This window comes from Polaromonas hydrogenivorans, from assembly GCF_040105105.1.
Lineage (GTDB): Bacteria > Pseudomonadota > Gammaproteobacteria > Burkholderiales > Burkholderiaceae_C > Polaromonas > Polaromonas hydrogenivorans.
Map to the genome: position 1 here is coordinate 3652358 of NZ_CP157675.1, position 16499 is coordinate 3668856.

Here is a 16499-nt window from a genome sequence, read left to right on the forward strand (position 1 = left end):
ATGCCTTTTTCGCAACAGGGGTATGCGCAAGCAGCTATCAATTTCATAGTTCATTGCACGATTGACCGATCAGGCGCAGCACAAGTCGATGACTTCACGCACCACGGCATCGGGCGCGGCGCACACGGCGGCCTTGCCCGGTCCGTCAATCACCACGAAGCGAATCTCGCCGGCTTCGGATTTCTTGTCAATCCGCATCAGGTCGAGGTAGCGGCCGGCATTGTCAGTGCTTGAGAGCACCGGCGCCTTGACCGGCAGCCCGGCGCGCTGGATCAGCGTGGTCAGCCGCTGCACAAAGGCCATGTCAATCCGGCCCAGGCGCTGCGACAGATGCGCGGCCATCACCATGCCGCAGCCCACGCCTTCGCCGTGCAGCCATTCGCCATAGCCCAGCCCGGATTCAATCGCATGGCCAAAGGTGTGGCCGAAATTCAGAATCGCCCGCAGACCCGACTCGCGCTCGTCCTGACCGACGACCCAGGCCTTGATCTCGCAGCTGCGCTGAATGGCGTGCGCCAGCGCGGCAGGCTCCTTGGCCAGCAGCGCATCGAGATTGGTTTCGATCCAATCGAGGAAGGCCATGTCGGCAATCGGCCCGTACTTGATGACTTCGGCCAGTCCGGCGCTCAGTTCACGGTCGGGCAAGGTCTTCAGCACTTCCAGGTCGCAGATCACCTGCTGTGGCTGGTAGAACGCGCCAATCATGTTCTTGCCCAGCGGGTGATTGATCGCGGTTTTGCCGCCCACCGACGAGTCCACCTGGGCCAGCAGGGTTGTCGGCACCTGCACAAACGGCACGCCGCGCATGTAGCTGGCCGCCGCAAAGCCGGTCATGTCGCCCACCACGCCGCCGCCGAGCGCAAAAAGGACGGTCTTGCGGTCGCAGCCATTTTCGAGCAGCGCATCAAAAATCAATTGCAGGGTCGGCCAGTCCTTGTGGACTTCGCCATCGGGCAGGGTCACCAGCAGCACCTTGGCATAGTGCGCCTGTAGCGCTTCAGTCAATTGCGCCGCGTACAGGGGCGCCACGGTCGTGTTGGATACCACGAGTGCCGTTGCGGCTTGGGGCAGATGCTGATAGGTCAGTGCATTGGCCAGGAGGGAAGTGCCAATCAGGATGGGGTAGCTGCGTTCGGCCAGTTCAATTTGAACCCGCGCCGTTATTGGGGAAGAATTTGCTTGCATCACCGAAGTGTAGAGGCACTTTCAGGGCAATTGCATTTGAAGAAATTTGAGCGGAAAGGCCAAAAGCTGGTGTTCACTCAAGCATTTTTCATTGCAAGTGAACCTGATGCTGATTCAAGCTTTCTCGATACTGCCCGATCCACGCACTGGTCCTGCACAACGCCATGATCTCAAGGAGATGATCGTGATGACGCTGAGCGCCGTGCTGTGCGGGGCGGACAACTGGGTGGACGTAGCCGAGTGGGCCAGCGATAACGAAGACTGGCTCAAAAAATACCTTGTCCTGGAGCAGGGAACACCCTCGCACGACACGTTCGGGCGCGTCTTTCGCCTGCTGGACGCAGAGGTTTTCGAGCAATGCTTTCGCCGCTGGATACGAGGCATTGCGGGCAATGTCAAAGGCGTGATTGCCCTGGATGGCAAGACGCTGTGCGGCTCGTGCGATGGCGCCAACACGGCGCTGCACATGGTTAGCGCCTTTGCGACAGAAAGCGGCTTGTGCCTGGGCCAGGAGGGCACGCGGGGCAAGGGCCACGAGATTGTGGCCATCAAGGCGCTGCTGGAGGCGCTCACACTCAAGGACTGCACCGTGACCATTGACGCCATAGGCTGCCAGAGGGAAATCGCCGAGAAAATCGTCGGGCAAGGCGGCCACTACCTGCTGGCGCTCAAGGCTAATCAGGGTACGCTCTTTGAGGCGGTGGCGGAGTTCTACGCCGAGGGCCAGAGGCACGGCTTTGGCAGCCTTGCGGTGAGTCGCTTCGAGACGCTGGAAAAAGACCATGGGCGCATTGAGACGCGGCGCCATGTATGGGTGGGCAAGCTCGACTGGATGGAGCCGTCGTTGCGCGATGACTGGAAAAACCTTGCAGGCGTTGGCATGGTCGAGCGCCAGCGCGAGATCAAGGGCAAGGTGTCGGTGGAGCGCACGTTTTACATTGGCTCCGAAGGCATCTCATCGGCCCAGACGCTGGCCAATGCGGCACGGGGGCACTGGGGAATTGAGAACCGCCTGCACTGGGTGCTCGATGTCACGTTCCGCGAGGACGAGTGCCGGGTGCGCACAGGCCATGCCCCGCGCAATCTCTCGACGATAAGAAAGTTCGCTTTGACGCTGCTGCGCCAAGACCAGCAGTACCCCAAACGCAGCATGCGAAGCCGCCGCAAAACCGCTGACCGACTCACCGATTACAGGGAATCACTCCTGGACCTTCAGCCTCGGGGTTAAATGCAATTGCCCTGGAGGCACTTTCAGCATGGCTGGGCAGGTCAGGCTTTTGCGCTATGGCCCTGGAACGATGCCCGCCAGTTCCAGCTGCATGCTGATCATGTTAACCAGCGTGGAGACCGAGGGACGGCCAGTTTCAATGACGAAGTGGGCCGTTTCCCGGTACAGCGGATCACGCTGGGCATACAAATCGCGCAGACGGCCGAGGGGGTCGGCGACCTGCAGCAGAGGACGGCTGACATCATGGCGCAGGCGGCGAAACAGCTCTTCGGGCGAAGAACGCAGGTACACCACATGGCCCCGGTCATACAGGCGCTGACGGTTGGCCGGGCGCAACACCGACCCGCCGCCGGTGGAGAGCACACCGCTCGCCATTCCGGTCAGCTCATCAATCACCGATTCCTCGACATCGCGAAAGCTGGCCTCCCCCTCCCGCTCGAAGTAATCCCGGATGGAGCAGCCGAGCCGCTCCTCGATGACATGGTCGGAGTCGAGAAAAGAAAGTTTCAGCCGCCGTGCGAGTTGCCGCCCGACGGTGGATTTACCGGAGCCGGGTAGGCCGACCAACGCAATAGTCAATTCGAGTTAGTGCACAGCGTTGAAACACCAAATGGACTTCTTACGCCAGCAGGGGGAGCTGTTTCATCAGTGAAGTCTGGTGCAGATCCATTCAATGCAAAGAGAATTGACTGCCTTGACTCGGTACCACCTACGGATGCTCGTGCAGCGATACGAACTCTTACCCATGGGGCATATTGTTCGCCGTACTGAAGATTAAGCGTTGCGCGCCCCGATGTATCAGTTGTCACATTTCCAGGAGCCGCAACAACTACATTGCCCGGTGTCAATTGACGATCACCATTCGTATCTTCCGTTGCATTATTATCCACGCGAATACCGAGCACTCCATCTCCATTGAGGTCTTCATTAGGACATACTGTTGGCATTGCAGCGTAAGTCCAGACAGTACCATTCCACGCCAGCGCTCCTTTGTAGTACTCCTCCGGAATAACAGCCAAGGTTACTTGCTGATTACCCACTGCCACACCATTTGCATCAGTAACATACACGGAGAATGGCTTACTGTAGGTTGTCTCATCCAGATTGGAAATAGTATTACCAAAGCCTAAAGTAATAAAAAGTGCCTGACCATTAACTGTCAGAGAAGTTGTTGAACGAATTGCAGTTGAGGCGACCTCTGCTTGAATAAGAACACCATTTGCAGGAGTTGATGTTGCACCAGGAATAAACTGAACCTGAGCCCGACCATTCGCATCGGTCGTTGCAACTCCAGGAGACAATGTTCCATTACTAATATCCTGCAGAGTTGAGAAATTCACTTGTCTGTTTGCCACAGAATTTCCAGCATCGTCACGTACGACTGCTTCAATTGTGCTTTGATTGGCCGTTCCTGAGGGGTTTGGCAAAACAGCGCCAGGATTGGCCTGCACCACAATGGTTGCGGGTGTGGTAGCCACAAACTGTACAGGCAGATTAACTTGTCCCACTCCCACGATCTGCGCAATCACTACAGCAGGACCCGCTGTGGTCGATGACAGCGTAGCAGAAGCTGCTCCAGACGCATTGGTTACAGCATTCGCTGTTGTGAAGCTTCCACGGGTAGTGCTAAATGCTACAGTTTTTCCTGAAACACCAACGCCTGAAAGTTTATATTGGACAGTTACGACCTGTGATGATCCAACTGGTATTAACGTATTGCTAGAAGGGCTTAGTGTAATAAAGTCTATTGCACTAATAATCACTGCTGTGGTTGCACTGGAACCTAGACCTGAAACTTTTAGAGTCTCAGCGCCTGCAATGTTTGGGGTGTACATGAAAGTTGCATTACCCGAGGAATCTGTAACTAACGAATTCGGAGCAAGCGCATTACCTAAAGCAGAATTCACAGCAATCGATGCTCCGTTAATTGGATTGCCAGATGAATCAACTGCTCTGACGGTGTACTGTGCGGCAGATCCACCAACTTGCAGCGATCCAGAACCAGCTATTGAAATGCGAGTCCCAGTCACCGGAATAACTACATTTCCCGAGGCTGTACCAGCAGTAACAGTCACAGTAATATCCCGAATAGCTTTGTTACTTCCTGCGCTCAGCTTTGCCGTCACTGCGCCACTATCGTCTGTAACTAACGAAGGAGACTGCAAAGTACCTGACGAAGCTGAGAATGATACCGTTTGGCCAGCCATTCCTACATTGTTACCATTCTTGATAAAAGCAGTAATTACAGCCTCAGAACCAGCAGATTGAAGCGTATTGCTTGATGTCAAGACCTCTATAGAAGCAGGTTTTTCAGCAGGAGTTGTTACAACCGGCGTAGTTACTACCGGTGTAGTTGATTCCGCTCCCCCACCACCGCAGGCCACTAAAGCGATAGCCAAAGCAGCAACCGACAAATATTTAAAAAACTTCATTTCACTCTTTCCGTACTTCAGAGAATAAATTCCACTTACCGCGCAGCAGCCCGGTCCGTAATCATTTTCGGCGTAATAAATACCAGCATTTCCTGCTTTCTGGACGTGCGCTCCCGGCTCTTGAACAGGTTACCAAGGTAAGGCACATCGCCAAGCAATGGAACTTTGACTTCATTATTGGTTTCTTCAAGCGTGAAGATTCCGCCAATCACGACCGTGCCGCCATTTTCAACCAGCACCTGGGTCTGAATATGTTTGGTGTCGATGGCAATACCGGCTGCAGTGGTTTCGCCGCGACTGTCCTTGTTCACGTCGAGGTCAAGAATGATGTTGCCTTCTGGCGTGATTTGCGGCGTGACTTCCAGTTTCAAATTGGCCTTGCGGAAGGCCAGGGACGTGGCACCGCTGGAGGTGGCGGTCTGGTACGGAAACTCGGTGCCTTGCTCGATCAGCGCCTTGGTCTGGTCTGCCGTGACAACGCGCGGGCTGGAAACAATCTTGCCCTTGCCGTCTGCCTCCAGCGCCGACAGTTCGAGGTTCAAGAATCGGTTCGCCGATGCATTGAAAATCGACACTGCGAATGAGGAGGCGGCATTCGCAACACCCAGGGTTGAAGCGGGGAAGCTGACAAAATTGCCGCTCGTATCCGCAACCGTCGCACCATAATTGGTGCCCAATGAGACATTGGTATTGCCCCTTGTCAGGGCGCCGGCTGCACCAATCGTCCCACCGCCCAATCTAACACCCAGAGACCGGCCAAAAGTATCCGAAGCTTCAACGATGCGCGCCTCAATCAACACCTGTCGAACCGCAATATCAAGCTTGGCAATAAAACTTTGCACCTGTTCCAGCCGCGAAGGAATATCCGTCACGAACAACTGATTCGTGCGCGGCTCGGCAATGACGCTTCCTCGATTGGACAATATCCGGGCCGTGGTCGCGCCAGTACCGCCAGCCGATATCTGCGCTGCAATTTCACTGGCCTTGGCATAGTTGATCTGGAATGACTGCGTACGCACCGCTTCCAGGTTCTGTATGGCAGCGCGAGCCTCCAGTTCCTGCTTGTCCTTGGCGGCCAGTTCGTCTTTGGGGGCGATCAGCAAAACATTGCCAGTCTTGCGCATTCCCAAACCCTTGGCTTGCAAAATAATATCCAGGGCCTGGTCCCACGGAACGTCTTTCAGGCGCAAAGTCACAGACCCGGTTACGGTATCCGAGGTGACGACGTTGAAATTGGTGAAGTCGGCAATAACCTGCAGCAGCGACCGGATTTCAATGTTCTGGAAATTCAACGACAGCTTTTCGCCATTGAAGCCTATGCCTTGGGTCAACTTGCTGGTATCCACCTTTTGCGCACGCACTTCCAGCACGAACTGATTGTCGCTCTGGTAAGCACTTTGCTCCCACTGACCCGTGGGCTCGACCACCATGCGAACCTTGTCGCCCACCTGGGTGGTGGTGACAGTTTGGACCGGTGTGCCGAAATCAGTGACATCCAGGCGCCGGCGCAGGCCCTCGGGCAATGCAGTTTTCAGGAACTCCACCACCACGGTTTTACCCTGCTGGCGAATATCAACACCAACTTCGTTATTGGGCAAGGCCACGACAATGCGGCCTGAGTTATCAGGGCCACGGCGAAAATCGATGTCCTTCAACGGAAGCGTGTCACGGTTACGGCTTTCGGCAAATACGGGCGCCGCCGCCACGGAAGGTGCTGCCACAGCCTGGGAATCCAGAATGATCAGCAGCGACTTGCCCTGTATTTCGGCCTTGTAGGAGGTAGGCGTCTTCAGATTGAGCACCACCCGGGTGCGCTCACCGGCCTGGATCACATTGGCTGAACGCATGTTACCCAGGTTGATTTCAATGGCTGACCGCCCCAGCGAATTGCTGATACCTTGAAAGTCGAGTGCGATGCGGGCAGGCGCCTGAATGCTGAAACCCGTCGGAACTTCTGCCAGAGGTTCGGCGAGTTCGATCCGAATCACTTCCGAGCCACCCTGCACCGAGCCTGAAACAGCCTGGATTGAATTTTCTGCCTTTGCCAGCAGGGGCATGGCACTGGCCACGACCATCGCACTGAATAATGCACGGCGCACTACACGTCCAAGCAAACGCGGCAGACTCTCTTGCCCTCTCGCCTCCGCTGCCAATCCCGCTATCTGCTTGTTCATTTCGTTTCCTCTAAAAGCTGTAAAGTCGCCGGCCGCTCTGTCCATTCGCCTGCTGCGTCCTGTACGATTTCACGCAATACAACACTGGCTTCCGTCACGGCGGTAATGCGGCCATAGTTTTGGCCGAGATAATTGCCGACTCGTACCTGGTAGATCAGGTTGTCAACCCGCACCAGCGCGACTGGCTTACCGGCTTTCGTCAGGCTGCCGACCATGGCCACGGTGTCCAGCGGAGTTGCCTCCAGCGGTTCCTTGCGCCGGCTAAGTTCTGGCGTAATCAGTGCTGCGTTGGCAGTAGCCTGGCTGGAATCCCGTTTCAGCGCCTGCACCAGTTTTTGCTTGCTGAAAGGCTCGATTGAACCTTCCTGGCCATAGGTTTGCGGCGTGAATTTGATGGGTTCATGCAAAGGAGCGATTTGGGGCCGGGCTGCATTGCGCTGGACGGTCATCCATTGCTGCAGTTCCTCCTGATCGGACGAACCACAACCCGAAAGGCTGAGCAGGCCGAGTATCAGCATATAGATCATGGCATGGTGATTACGGCTCATTTTTTTACCCCATCTGCCGGGGTATTCTTACGCTGCAAGGCGACTTCTTCATCGTCCAGATAGCGAAATGTTTTTGCCGTGGCTTCCATGACCAGATTGCCATCTTTCGCAGGGGTAATGGCAATATTGTTCAGCGTCACAATGCGTGAGAGGTTGGCAATATCAGCTACAAAAGCGCCGATGTCGTGGTAACCACCCGTCACACTGAGTGCAATAGGCAACTCGGCGTAATAGTCCTTCACCAGAACCTGACCCGGCCGGAAAAGTTCAAACTGAAGGCTGCGACCCAAACCTGCCTGGTTGATATCGGAAAGCAATGCATCCATTTCAGCTTTGCTGGGCAACTGTTTTTCAAGTTGTGTCACATACTGCTGGACTTGCTCACGCTGCTTTTTCAAGGCCTCCAGATTAACCGCTTGTGTCAGCTTGCTGGTGTAGTCTCCCCTGAGCTGGACTTCCTTGGCTTTTTCTGCCGTCAGTTCTTCATCAGAAGCGCTCAACCACATAAACCAGAGCGCAACCACAACCGCGACGGTCACGGCAGCACACAGCAGGTAACGGGGAAAGCTGGGCCAAGAAGCCGGATCATTGGGATCGAGGCCGGTGAATTGGTTCTGGATGCGGCCTTGGAGGGCTGCAAAATCGATAGCGGGTCTGGAAATTTTTACCATGATCAGTTCATTCGCGCTGCATCAAATCTTGGCCGTAGCAGCAGAAGACGCTGTTTCTTTTTGATCACTGGCCCGTTTGATCTCCACGCGCATTGAAAAATTGGAAACGCGCCGCTGGTCGCGCTGGCTTAATGTCACCGTACCAGCCGTAATTTCCACCAACTCCGGTTTGGCCAACCATGGGCTGTTGTTTGAGAAATTACGAAGCAATTCTGAAACACGTTCATTCGACTGGGCAATACCGGTCATTAGGACGATCTGGTTCTCTTGCTTCAAGCTGTTGATATACACGCCGTCAGGCAGTTGCTTGACAAGTTCGCTCAACAAATACACCGGGAGATTGCGGTTTCCCTGCAGATCCTCGACAGCTGTCTGACGCGCCTTGAGCGATGTAATCTCTGCCTGCAAGGTCGCAATATCCTTGATCTGCTCATCCAGGCGGGAAATTTCTGATTGCAAAAAGGTATTTCTTCCTCGCTGGCTTTCAATTTGGGCTGAGTACCAGGAATACATGGCGCCACAGACCAGAACACCGGCCAGCGCAGCCAGGCCAAGAGTTGCAAAAAAAACTTCACGCCGGCGTTTTCGGGCAGCTTCACGGTGTGGAAGCAGGTTGATCAGAATCACTGTACAAACCTTCGCAAAGCCAGGCCACAGGCAGTCAGGTAACAGGAGGCTTCACGCCGCATCCTTTTTTCGATGACGCCGCTGCCAATTTCCATGCCATCAAAAGGATTCACCAGCAGGCAGGCAAAGGATGTCTGCTTCGTTACCGACTCCGTCAGTCCCTGCAATGAAGATGAACCGCCTGCCAGCATCACGTAATCGACCCGGTTATAGGGTGTGCTGGTAAAGAAGAACTGGAGCGCACGACCAATTTCCTGCGTCATGTTTTCGACAAACGGCTTCAGAACCCCCGACTCGTAGTCTTCAGGAAGTTCGCTGCCACGTTTTTTGGTTTCTGCCTCTTCAAGCGAGAATCCGTACTGCCTGACGATCAACTGGGTCAGTTGCGCACCGCCAAATGCCTGATCGCGCTCGTACAGAACCTCATCATTCCGGATGACTTGCATGCTGGTGGTCAGCGAACCGATCTCAAACAGTGCAACCATGGTGTCCACACCTTTGTTGGGCATGTTTTCGATCAGCCGTGCCGTGGCAAAGCGCGAAGCATACGATTCGACATCCACCACGACGGGCTTGAGTCCCGCAGCTTCAGCCAAGCCCTGCCTGTCCTGGACTTTTTCTTTTCGCGAAGCAGCAATCAGTACCTCAACATCTCCACTGGAAGTTGCGCTGGGGCCCAGCACACAAAAATCAAGGCTGACTTCATCGAGTGAAAATGGGATGTATTTATTGGCTTCGGATTCAACCTGAATTTCAAGCTCGGCCTCACTAAGCCCTCCTGGCAGGATGATTTTTTTACTGATGACGGCCGAAGGCGGCAGCGCCATGGCCACGTTTTTGGTACGTGTGCCGCTCTTTTTCACCACACGGCGAAGCACTTCAGCAACTTCGTCGAATTTTTCGATGTTGCCATCGGTGACCCATCCTGTTTCCAGGGGTTCAATGGCGCAGCGGTCAAGAACCAGGTTGCCGGCCTTGTCGCGGCTCACCTCGACCAGCATGACACTGGACGAACTGATATCCACACCCAGCAAAGGGGGTTGTTGACGGTTGAATAACGATCCCAGTGAGATCAAAGGGTGCCCCAAATGACGGCTACTATGTAACCAGCTTGCTTAAAAAAATCTCCTGAATGTTAGCAGCAAGGCCTCTGAGGAGTAACAATTTCTCTTCAACAAAACAAGATGTACGTTGTCAAAAGCAGACGTTCTTTAGGGATACTTCCCATGTAAAAGCCTGCTTTTTGATGTAACAGTGTAAATCCCATACGACTGCTTGATACACATCTGTTTTAGGAATTTTTATAATGCTGATGCGACTTTATGATTGACCTTGATGCCCTCTTCTGCTCAGAAACCTGATTCCCGATCCAAATCCAGCGCGGCAAAGCGGCCATCTTCCTGGTTGCGCTCCCTTGTGAAGTTCTTTCTGGGCAGCATTGGGCTGGTGCTGGCGGTCATTGCTGGGCTGGCGATTTTTCTGGCGGTTGCGCTGGCAGTGGCCTATCCCAACCTGCCGGATATTTCAGCCCTGTCAGACTACCGCCCCAAGCAGCCACTGCGGATTTACACGGCCGACAACGTGATCATTGGAGAGTTCGGCGAAGAGCGCCGCAGACTCACGCCCATCGATGAAATTCCGCAAATCATGAAAGATGCGGTGCTGGCCATTGAGGATGCACGCTTTTTCTCGCATGGCGGGGTTGACTACCTGGGTGTTGTCCGGGCAGCTCTTGCCAATCTGGGCCGGGCAAAAAGCCAGGGGGCTTCAACCATCACCATGCAGGTCGCCCGCAATGTCTATCTGACGGCCGAGAAAAGTTATACCCGCAAAATTTATGAAATTTTGCTGACCTTCAAGCTGGAGCATTCCCTGACGAAGAACCAGATTCTTGAGATCTACATGAATCAGATTTTTCTGGGAAATCGCTCTTACGGCTTTGCAGCCGCTTCGGAAACCTATTTCGGCAAGCCACTCAAAGACGTCAGCATTGCGGAAGCGGCCATGCTGGCCGGCCTGCCAAAAGCGCCTTCGACCTATAACCCCATCGCCAACCCCACCCGTGCCAAAACACGTCAGCTCTACATCATTGAGCGCATGGAACAAAACGGGTTCATCACGGCCCAGCAGGCCAAAACAGCCAGGGAAGAAGAACTTCAGATCAGGACGGGACGCAATGCCGGGCGGGTGCATGCTGAATATGTGGCTGAAACCGTGCGGCAACTGGTGTTCAGCCAGTACGGAGAAGAAACCTATACGCGCGGACTGAATGTCTACACCACACTGAAGTCCACCGATCAGACCGTGGCCTACAAAGCCTTGCGCAAAGGCATCATGGATTACGAACGCCGGCAAATTTACCGGGGTCCCGAGAAATTCATCGACCTGCCGTCAAACCCCCAGGAAACCGAAGATGCGATCGATGACGCACTGGCCGACAACCCTGACAACGGCGACATCATGTCTGCCGTGGTGCTGGAAGCCAGCCCCAAACGGATCCTGGCGATGCGCCTGAACAGTGAAAAGGTCACCATCACCGGCGAAGGCCTGCGGCCTGCACAGTCGGGTCTGGCCGACAAGGCGGGCCCGAACATCAAAATTCGCCCCGGCGCACTGATCCGGGTGGTCAAAACACCGAAGGATACCTGGGAGATTACCCAATTGCCCGAAGTGGAAGGTGCCTTCGTGGCAATGGACCCCCGGGATGGAGCCGTGCGCGCACTGATAGGCGGATTTGATTTTGAAAAAAACAAGTTCAACCACGTCACCCAGGCCTGGCGCCAGCCCGGCTCCAGCTTCAAGCCTTTCATTTATTCGGCAGCGCTGGAAAAAGGCTTTACCCCGGCCACGGTGGTCAATGACGCGCCGCTGTTTTTCGATGCGGGCGTCACCGGCGGCCAACCGTGGGAGCCTAAAAATTATGACGGCGGCTTCGAAGGCCCGATGAGCTTGCGCACAGCCCTGAAGAAATCAAAGAACCTGGTATCGATCCGCATCCTGCAGTCCATAGGCGCCAAATACGGCCAGGAATGGGTCACGCGCTTCGGCTTCGACGCCGACAAGCACCCCGCCTACCTGACCATGGCGCTGGGCGCCGGTTCGGTCACGCCGATGCAGATGGCAACCGGCTACTCGGTTTTTGCCAATGGCGGCTACCGCGTCAACCCTTACCTGGTCACGAAAATCACCGACCAGCGTGGCAAGGTGCTGCTCGAAGTCACCCCACCGGCGCTGAACGAGTCGATGCGGGGCATCGATGCGCGAAATGCTTTCATCATGGACAGCCTGCTGCAGGAAGTGGCACGCTCGGGCACGGCTGCCAAAGCCCAGGCCATGCTCAAACGGCCGGATATTTTCGGCAAGACCGGCACCACCAACGATTCGATTGATACCTGGTTTGTCGGCTTTCAGCCCACGCTGGCGGCAGCCGTCTGGATGGGCTACGACACGCCCAAAAAGCTCGGCGACCGCGAAACCGGCGGAGGCCTGAGCCTGCCGATCTGGATCAATTTCATGGAATATGCCCTCAAGGGCGTGCCCGTCACCGAATACCAACCGCCCGAAGGCGTGGTGAACCTCAATGGCGAGTGGTATTACGAGGAGTACGCCAAAGGCGCGGGTATCAGCAGCGTCGGCATGCAGCCAGACGCAGGAGCTTCCAGCACGGAAACGGTGCCTGGAGCGGCTGGCGGTATTCAGGTGTTGCCGCCTTCCGATGAGAAAAAACGGATTCTGGATCTTTTCAAAAACTGATCAGTCCCTTGGGCCGTGTCGTGTATAAAAAACGGACCCGTGAGGTCCGTTTTTTCTGGGCGTTCCGATGGATCAGGCAGTGGCGAAAAAAACCAGCGGCTGGCCCGCCTGTTCACTGGCATAGCGCGACAAATTGGCAAAAAATTCGCTGGAATCCTTGGTATCTGTCCACTGCTCGCCATTGAATTTGTAGTGAAACCCGCCCGCCCTGGCTGCCATCCAGATTTCCTGCAGCGGTTTTTGCAGGTTGATGATGATCTGGCTGCGGTTGGAAAAAGTCAGGGTGATCATGCCGCCGGTGCGCTGGTTGTCGATGTCCACGTCGCTCTCGTCATTGAGCCGGTCGCATGCCTTTTCGATAGCCTTGAGCACACTCTCGGCCTGATTCTGGTATTCAAGGTCCGTCATTACAATCCTATTTATGGTTTTTTCACCCCGAATTCTAGGCCGGCTTTATGCTGTTGTTTGCAGGCATGGTCTTATTGCCGCTGTGGCGGGCGCCGCAGTGCTGTCCGGCTGTGGACAGAAAGGCCCCTTGTTTCTGCCAGTGCCACCGCAAATGCCGCAGCCCCTGGCCATGCCACCCGGCCTTTCCCAGACGCCTGCGGGAGTGACTGCACCGGCTCCGGCGGCATCAGCCAGCAAATAGCCGCCCAGACTTTTGCGATCAATGCATTCTCCTGCCCCAGCCGGACTGCGGCAGCAGGCTCAACCTTGCTGCAATGCCCGCCCCCTTCTTCAATCGTCCCTTTAGAACCAGCTCCATGACACTGCCAGCCCTTCCCGGTCATCCCCATTTTGCGTACCGTGACAACGCGCTGTTTGCCGAAGATGTGCGCACCAGCGAACTGGCTGCGACCTACGGAACGCCTCTGTTCATCTATTCAAAAACTGCCATGCTGTCGGCGCTGGCGTCTTACCAGCGCGGTTTTGAAGGCCGGGATGCGCAAATTTGCTACGCCATGAAGGCGAATTCCTCATTGGCGGTGTTGCAGGTGTTCGCCCGCGCGGGCTGCGGCTTTGACATCGTGTCGGGCGGCGAACTCGAACGGGTGCAGGCTGCGGGCGGTGATCTGAAGAAGGTCATTTTTTCCGGCGTTGGCAAAACCCGCACTGAGATGCGCCAGGCGCTGGCGGCAGGCATTGGCTGCTTCAATGTCGAAAGCGAGGCCGAGCTGGATGTACTTTCGCAGGTGGCTGTTGCCATGAAGCTAAGGGCGCCGGTCAGCATCCGCGTCAATCCGAATGTTGATCCGAAGACGCACCCTTATATTTCAACCGGCCTGAAGGGCAACAAGTTCGGCGTCGCCCATGAGGATGCCCTGCGCATTTACCAGCATGCCGCTTCGCTGGAAGGCCTGAAGGTTGTCGGCATTGATTGCCATATCGGCTCGCAGATCACCGAGGTCACGCCGTACCTGGATGCGATGGACCGGGTGCTTGACCTGGTGGCTGCGATTGAAGCGGCCGGCATTGCGCTGGCGCACATCGACTTTGGCGGTGGACTGGGCATCAACTACAACAACGACATGCCGCCCGAAGCGGACGAGCTGTGGCGGCAGCTGCTGGCCAAGCTGGACGCGCGTGGCTATGGCGGCAAGAAGCTGATGATCGAGCCTGGCCGCTCGCTGGTCGGCAATGCCGGCATCTGCATCACCGAAGTGCTCTACCTCAAGCCCGGCGAGCAGAAGAATTTCTGCATCATCGACGCCGCCATGAACGACCTGCCCCGCCCGGCCATGTACCAGGCTTTCCATGCCATCGTTCCCGTCGAACGGGCCGCAACGGAAACTGCCGGTGTGATTTACGACGTGGTCGGTCCTGTCTGCGAAAGCGGCGACTGGATCGGCCGTGACCGCGTCCTCGATGTGGCTGCCGGCGATCAGTTGGCCGTCATGTCGGCCGGGGCTTATTGCATGAGCATGGCCAGCAACTACAACACCCGGGGTCGTGCCGCCGAACTGCTGGTCGATGGCGACCTGGCCCGGCTGATTCGTGCGCGCGAAACGGCTGCGGATACGTTCCGGGGCGAACTGTTGATGCCTTGACGACGGGTTGAGGCGCCAACAGCCTATTTTCAGCATTAAAAATGGCTTTTGCGCTTGGTACACGGGCGCAGCCAGCTACTTTTTTTATAGCATCAAGGCATCAATGAACGCCGACTACCGCGTTGTTTGAAACCCGTCGCCGTGCCTTGGCCCTGTGATTCCATACCCGCCAGCCCAGCAGCATGGCCACGATGACGGCATACACAAACACTTCAAAAAAGTTGTTTTTACCGGCGCGCATCCAGAAGAAATGCAAAATTCCCAGGCCGGCGATCAGATAAACCAGCTTGTGCAGCAACTGCCAGCGCTTCGCCCCCATGGCCTTGATGGCCGCGTTGAACGAAGTCGCCGCCAGCGGCGTGAGCAGCACAAAGGCAGAAAATCCGACCAGGATGAAGGGCCGCTTGGCGATGTCCCTGGCAATATCGGCAAGCTCAAAACTCATGTCGAACCAGCTGTAGCTGAGCAGGTGAAGCACGACATAAAAATAGGCAAACAGGCCCAGCATGCGGCGAAAACGCGCCAGCGCCGGCGTGCTGGTGATGACGCGCAAGGGCGTCACGGCCAGCACGATGCAGACAAAGCGCAGCGTCCAGTCGCCCGTGGCGCGAACCAGAGCTTCGGCCGGATTCGCCCCCAGCTGGTCACTCCATGCCGCGTAGAAGAGCCACGCGAACGGCAACAGGCAAGCGATGAAGATCAGCGGCTTTGCCGCCGGGTGCAGCAACCATTTTTGCCGCCCCGCCATCTGGCCAGCCATCAGAAATTCTTCTTGAGGTCCATGCCCGCATACAGCTGGCCAACCTGCGCTTCATAGCCGTTGAACATCAGCGTCTTGCGCTTCTTGGCGAACAGCCCGTCCTCGCCAATGCGCCGCTCGGTGGCCTGGCTCCAGCGCGGATGGTCCACCACGGGGTTCACGTTCGAATAAAAGCCGTACTCCTGGGATGCCGCCTTGTTCCAGGCGGTGCGCGGCTCCTTGTCGGTGAAGCGGATCTTGACGATGCTCTTGCCGCTTTTAAAACCGTATTTCCAGGGCACGACCATGCGCACCGGCGCGCCGTTCTGATTGGGCAGCACTTCGCCGTACATGCCAAAGGTCAGCAGCGCCAGCGGATGCATCGCCTCGTCAAGGCGCAAGGCCTCGACGTAAGGCCACTCCAGCACGCGGGAACCGACAAACGGCATGGTCTTTGGGTCGGCCAGCGTGATGAACTCGACGTATTTGGCGCTGCCCAGCGGCTCGACCTTTTTGATCAGCTCGGACAGCGAATAACCGACCCAGGGAATCACCATCGACCAGCCCTCGACACAGCGCAGGCGATAGATGCGTTCTTCCTGCGGACTGAGCTTGAGCAGCTCTTCAAGCGTGAAGGTTTTTGGATTCTTGACCAGCCCTTCGACCGCAACCGACCAGGGCTTGACCGGCAGCGTCGCGGCATTCTTGGCCGGGTCGGCCTTGTCGGTGCCGAACTCGTAGAAGTTGTTGTAGGTCGTCGCGTCTTTGTAATCGGTGACTTTTTCCATCGTCACCGCGCCGGCAACGGCCGATTTAGCGCCCGCCAAGGCCGTCAGCTTGCCGGGCTTCGGTACGGCCTGCGCCAGTGCATCGCGGCCCGCCCAGCTGGCCAGTGCTGCGCCCGCCGTTCCCGTGGCCATGAGCTTGATCAGGTCACGCCGACTCTGGTAAATGCCCTGCGGCGTGATTTCGCTGGGAACCGCGTGGTTGAATCCGTGGGCGTTGGTCTTGATGAGCATGATGAATGTCCTTGAAGTACTGGATGTACGTTGGTCGTGGTACGCAGCGAGTTCTTACAAGGATTCAGTTTTTTG

At 56.1% G+C, this 16499-nt stretch carries 15 protein-coding genes; 4 read left to right on the forward strand and 11 right to left on the reverse strand.

From position 1 onward, the window contains the following. Positions 1–69: 69 nt before the first annotated feature. The gene (gene aroB / locus ABLV49_RS17655; protein WP_349278484.1) at positions 70–1185 is read right to left on the reverse strand and encodes a 3-dehydroquinate synthase; all 1116 of its coding nucleotides are present in this window, start codon (positions 1183–1185) and stop codon (positions 70–72) included. Between the two features lie 106 nt (positions 1186–1291). Between aroB and ABLV49_RS17660 the strand changes: the two genes are divergently transcribed. Further along, entirely contained in the window at positions 1292–2413 is a 1122-nt protein-coding gene (locus ABLV49_RS17660; RefSeq protein ID WP_349276371.1) for an ISAs1 family transposase, read from the forward strand. A 54-nt stretch (positions 2414–2467) separates the two neighbouring features. On the opposite strand, the gene ABLV49_RS17665 is transcribed toward ABLV49_RS17660, so the two are convergent. Genes ABLV49_RS17665 through ABLV49_RS17695 form a run of 7 tightly spaced genes read right to left on the reverse strand, consistent with a single transcriptional unit; the run spans position 2468 to position 9941 of the window. Beyond that, positions 2468–2992 carry a shikimate kinase gene (locus tag ABLV49_RS17665; protein ID WP_349278486.1) on the reverse strand — a complete coding sequence of 175 codons (525 nt, stop codon included), beginning with the start codon at positions 2990–2992 and terminating at the stop codon, positions 2468–2470. Beyond that, positions 2989–4845, reverse strand: coding sequence for an Ig-like domain-containing protein (locus ABLV49_RS17670; RefSeq protein ID WP_349278488.1), 1857 nt, complete (start codon positions 4843–4845; stop codon positions 2989–2991). Before ABLV49_RS17670 ends, ABLV49_RS17665 begins: the two co-directional genes overlap by 4 nt. Positions 4846–4880: 35 nt before the next feature. Beyond that, complete coding sequence (gene pilQ / locus ABLV49_RS17675) at positions 4881–7019, reverse strand: type IV pilus secretin PilQ (RefSeq protein ID WP_349278490.1); 2139 nt, start codon at positions 7017–7019, stop codon at positions 4881–4883. Further along, the gene (locus tag ABLV49_RS17680; RefSeq protein WP_349278491.1) at positions 7016–7546 is read right to left on the reverse strand and encodes a pilus assembly protein PilP; all 531 of its coding nucleotides are present in this window, start codon (positions 7544–7546) and stop codon (positions 7016–7018) included. Before ABLV49_RS17680 ends, pilQ begins: the two co-directional genes overlap by 4 nt. A 17-nt stretch (positions 7547–7563) precedes the next feature. Further along, on the reverse strand, positions 7564–8238 hold the full coding sequence (locus ABLV49_RS17685) for a type 4a pilus biogenesis protein PilO (protein WP_349278493.1): 675 nt from the start codon (positions 8236–8238) through the stop codon (positions 7564–7566). Positions 8239–8259: 21 nt separating this feature from the next. Further along, entirely contained in the window at positions 8260–8865 is a 606-nt protein-coding gene (locus ABLV49_RS17690) for a PilN domain-containing protein (RefSeq protein ID WP_349278495.1), read from the reverse strand. Then, the gene (locus tag ABLV49_RS17695; protein ID WP_011800086.1) at positions 8862–9941 is read right to left on the reverse strand and encodes a pilus assembly protein PilM; all 1080 of its coding nucleotides are present in this window, start codon (positions 9939–9941) and stop codon (positions 8862–8864) included. Before ABLV49_RS17695 ends, ABLV49_RS17690 begins: the two co-directional genes overlap by 4 nt. 259 nt (positions 9942–10200) lie before the next feature. Here ABLV49_RS17695 and ABLV49_RS17700 point away from each other — a divergent pair, with 259 nt between their 5' ends. After that, the gene (locus ABLV49_RS17700; protein WP_349278497.1) at positions 10201–12618 is read left to right on the forward strand and encodes a penicillin-binding protein 1A; all 2418 of its coding nucleotides are present in this window, start codon (positions 10201–10203) and stop codon (positions 12616–12618) included. Positions 12619–12690: 72 nt separating this feature from the next. On the opposite strand, the gene cyaY is transcribed toward ABLV49_RS17700, so the two are convergent. Then, on the reverse strand, positions 12691–13026 hold the full coding sequence (gene cyaY, locus ABLV49_RS17705; protein ID WP_349278499.1) for an iron donor protein CyaY: 336 nt from the start codon (positions 13024–13026) through the stop codon (positions 12691–12693). Between the two features lie 13 nt (positions 13027–13039). Here cyaY and lptM point away from each other — a divergent pair, with 13 nt between their 5' ends. Beyond that, on the forward strand, positions 13040–13267 hold the full coding sequence (gene lptM, locus ABLV49_RS17710; protein ID WP_349278501.1) for an LPS translocon maturation chaperone LptM: 228 nt from the start codon (positions 13040–13042) through the stop codon (positions 13265–13267). 115 nt (positions 13268–13382) lie between these two features. Continuing rightward, positions 13383–14666: a diaminopimelate decarboxylase gene (gene lysA / locus ABLV49_RS17715; RefSeq protein WP_349278503.1), complete on the forward strand. Its 1284-nt coding sequence runs from the start codon at positions 13383–13385 to the stop codon at positions 14664–14666. Positions 14667–14766: 100 nt separating this feature from the next. Here lysA and ABLV49_RS17720 read toward each other — a convergent pair whose 3' ends face one another. Then, complete coding sequence (locus ABLV49_RS17720; protein WP_349278505.1) at positions 14767–15426, reverse strand: sulfite oxidase heme-binding subunit YedZ; 660 nt, start codon at positions 15424–15426, stop codon at positions 14767–14769. Further along, complete coding sequence (msrP, locus tag ABLV49_RS17725; RefSeq protein WP_349278506.1) at positions 15426–16424, reverse strand: protein-methionine-sulfoxide reductase catalytic subunit MsrP; 999 nt, start codon at positions 16422–16424, stop codon at positions 15426–15428. Before msrP ends, ABLV49_RS17720 begins: the two co-directional genes overlap by 1 nt. Between the last annotated feature and the right edge of the window lie 75 nt (positions 16425–16499).

Excerpts from the sequence above, each read along its gene's own strand:
- ABLV49_RS17720 (WP_349278505.1), bottom strand. The coding sequence starts at position 15,426 with ATGGCTGGCCAGATGGCGGGGCGGCAAAAATGGTTGCTGCACCCGGCG.
- msrP (WP_349278506.1), bottom strand. The coding sequence starts at position 16,424 with ATGCTCATCAAGACCAACGCCCACGGATTCAACCACGCGGTTCCCAGC.
- ABLV49_RS17680 (WP_349278491.1), bottom strand. The coding sequence starts at position 7,546 with ATGATCTATATGCTGATACTCGGCCTGCTCAGCCTTTCGGGTTGTGGT.
- cyaY (WP_349278499.1), bottom strand. The coding sequence starts at position 13,026 with ATGACGGACCTTGAATACCAGAATCAGGCCGAGAGTGTGCTCAAGGCT.
- ABLV49_RS17685 (WP_349278493.1), bottom strand. The coding sequence starts at position 8,238 with ATGGTAAAAATTTCCAGACCCGCTATCGATTTTGCAGCCCTCCAAGGC.
- ABLV49_RS17670 (WP_349278488.1), bottom strand. The coding sequence starts at position 4,845 with ATGAAGTTTTTTAAATATTTGTCGGTTGCTGCTTTGGCTATCGCTTTA.
- lysA (WP_349278503.1), top strand. The coding sequence starts at position 13,383 with ATGACACTGCCAGCCCTTCCCGGTCATCCCCATTTTGCGTACCGTGAC.
- pilQ (WP_349278490.1), bottom strand. The coding sequence starts at position 7,019 with ATGAACAAGCAGATAGCGGGATTGGCAGCGGAGGCGAGAGGGCAAGAG.
- ABLV49_RS17700 (WP_349278497.1), top strand. The coding sequence starts at position 10,201 with ATGCCCTCTTCTGCTCAGAAACCTGATTCCCGATCCAAATCCAGCGCG.
- lptM (WP_349278501.1), top strand. The coding sequence starts at position 13,040 with ATGGTTTTTTCACCCCGAATTCTAGGCCGGCTTTATGCTGTTGTTTGC.
- aroB (WP_349278484.1), bottom strand. The coding sequence starts at position 1,185 with ATGCAAGCAAATTCTTCCCCAATAACGGCGCGGGTTCAAATTGAACTG.
- ABLV49_RS17660 (WP_349276371.1), top strand. The coding sequence starts at position 1,292 with ATGCTGATTCAAGCTTTCTCGATACTGCCCGATCCACGCACTGGTCCT.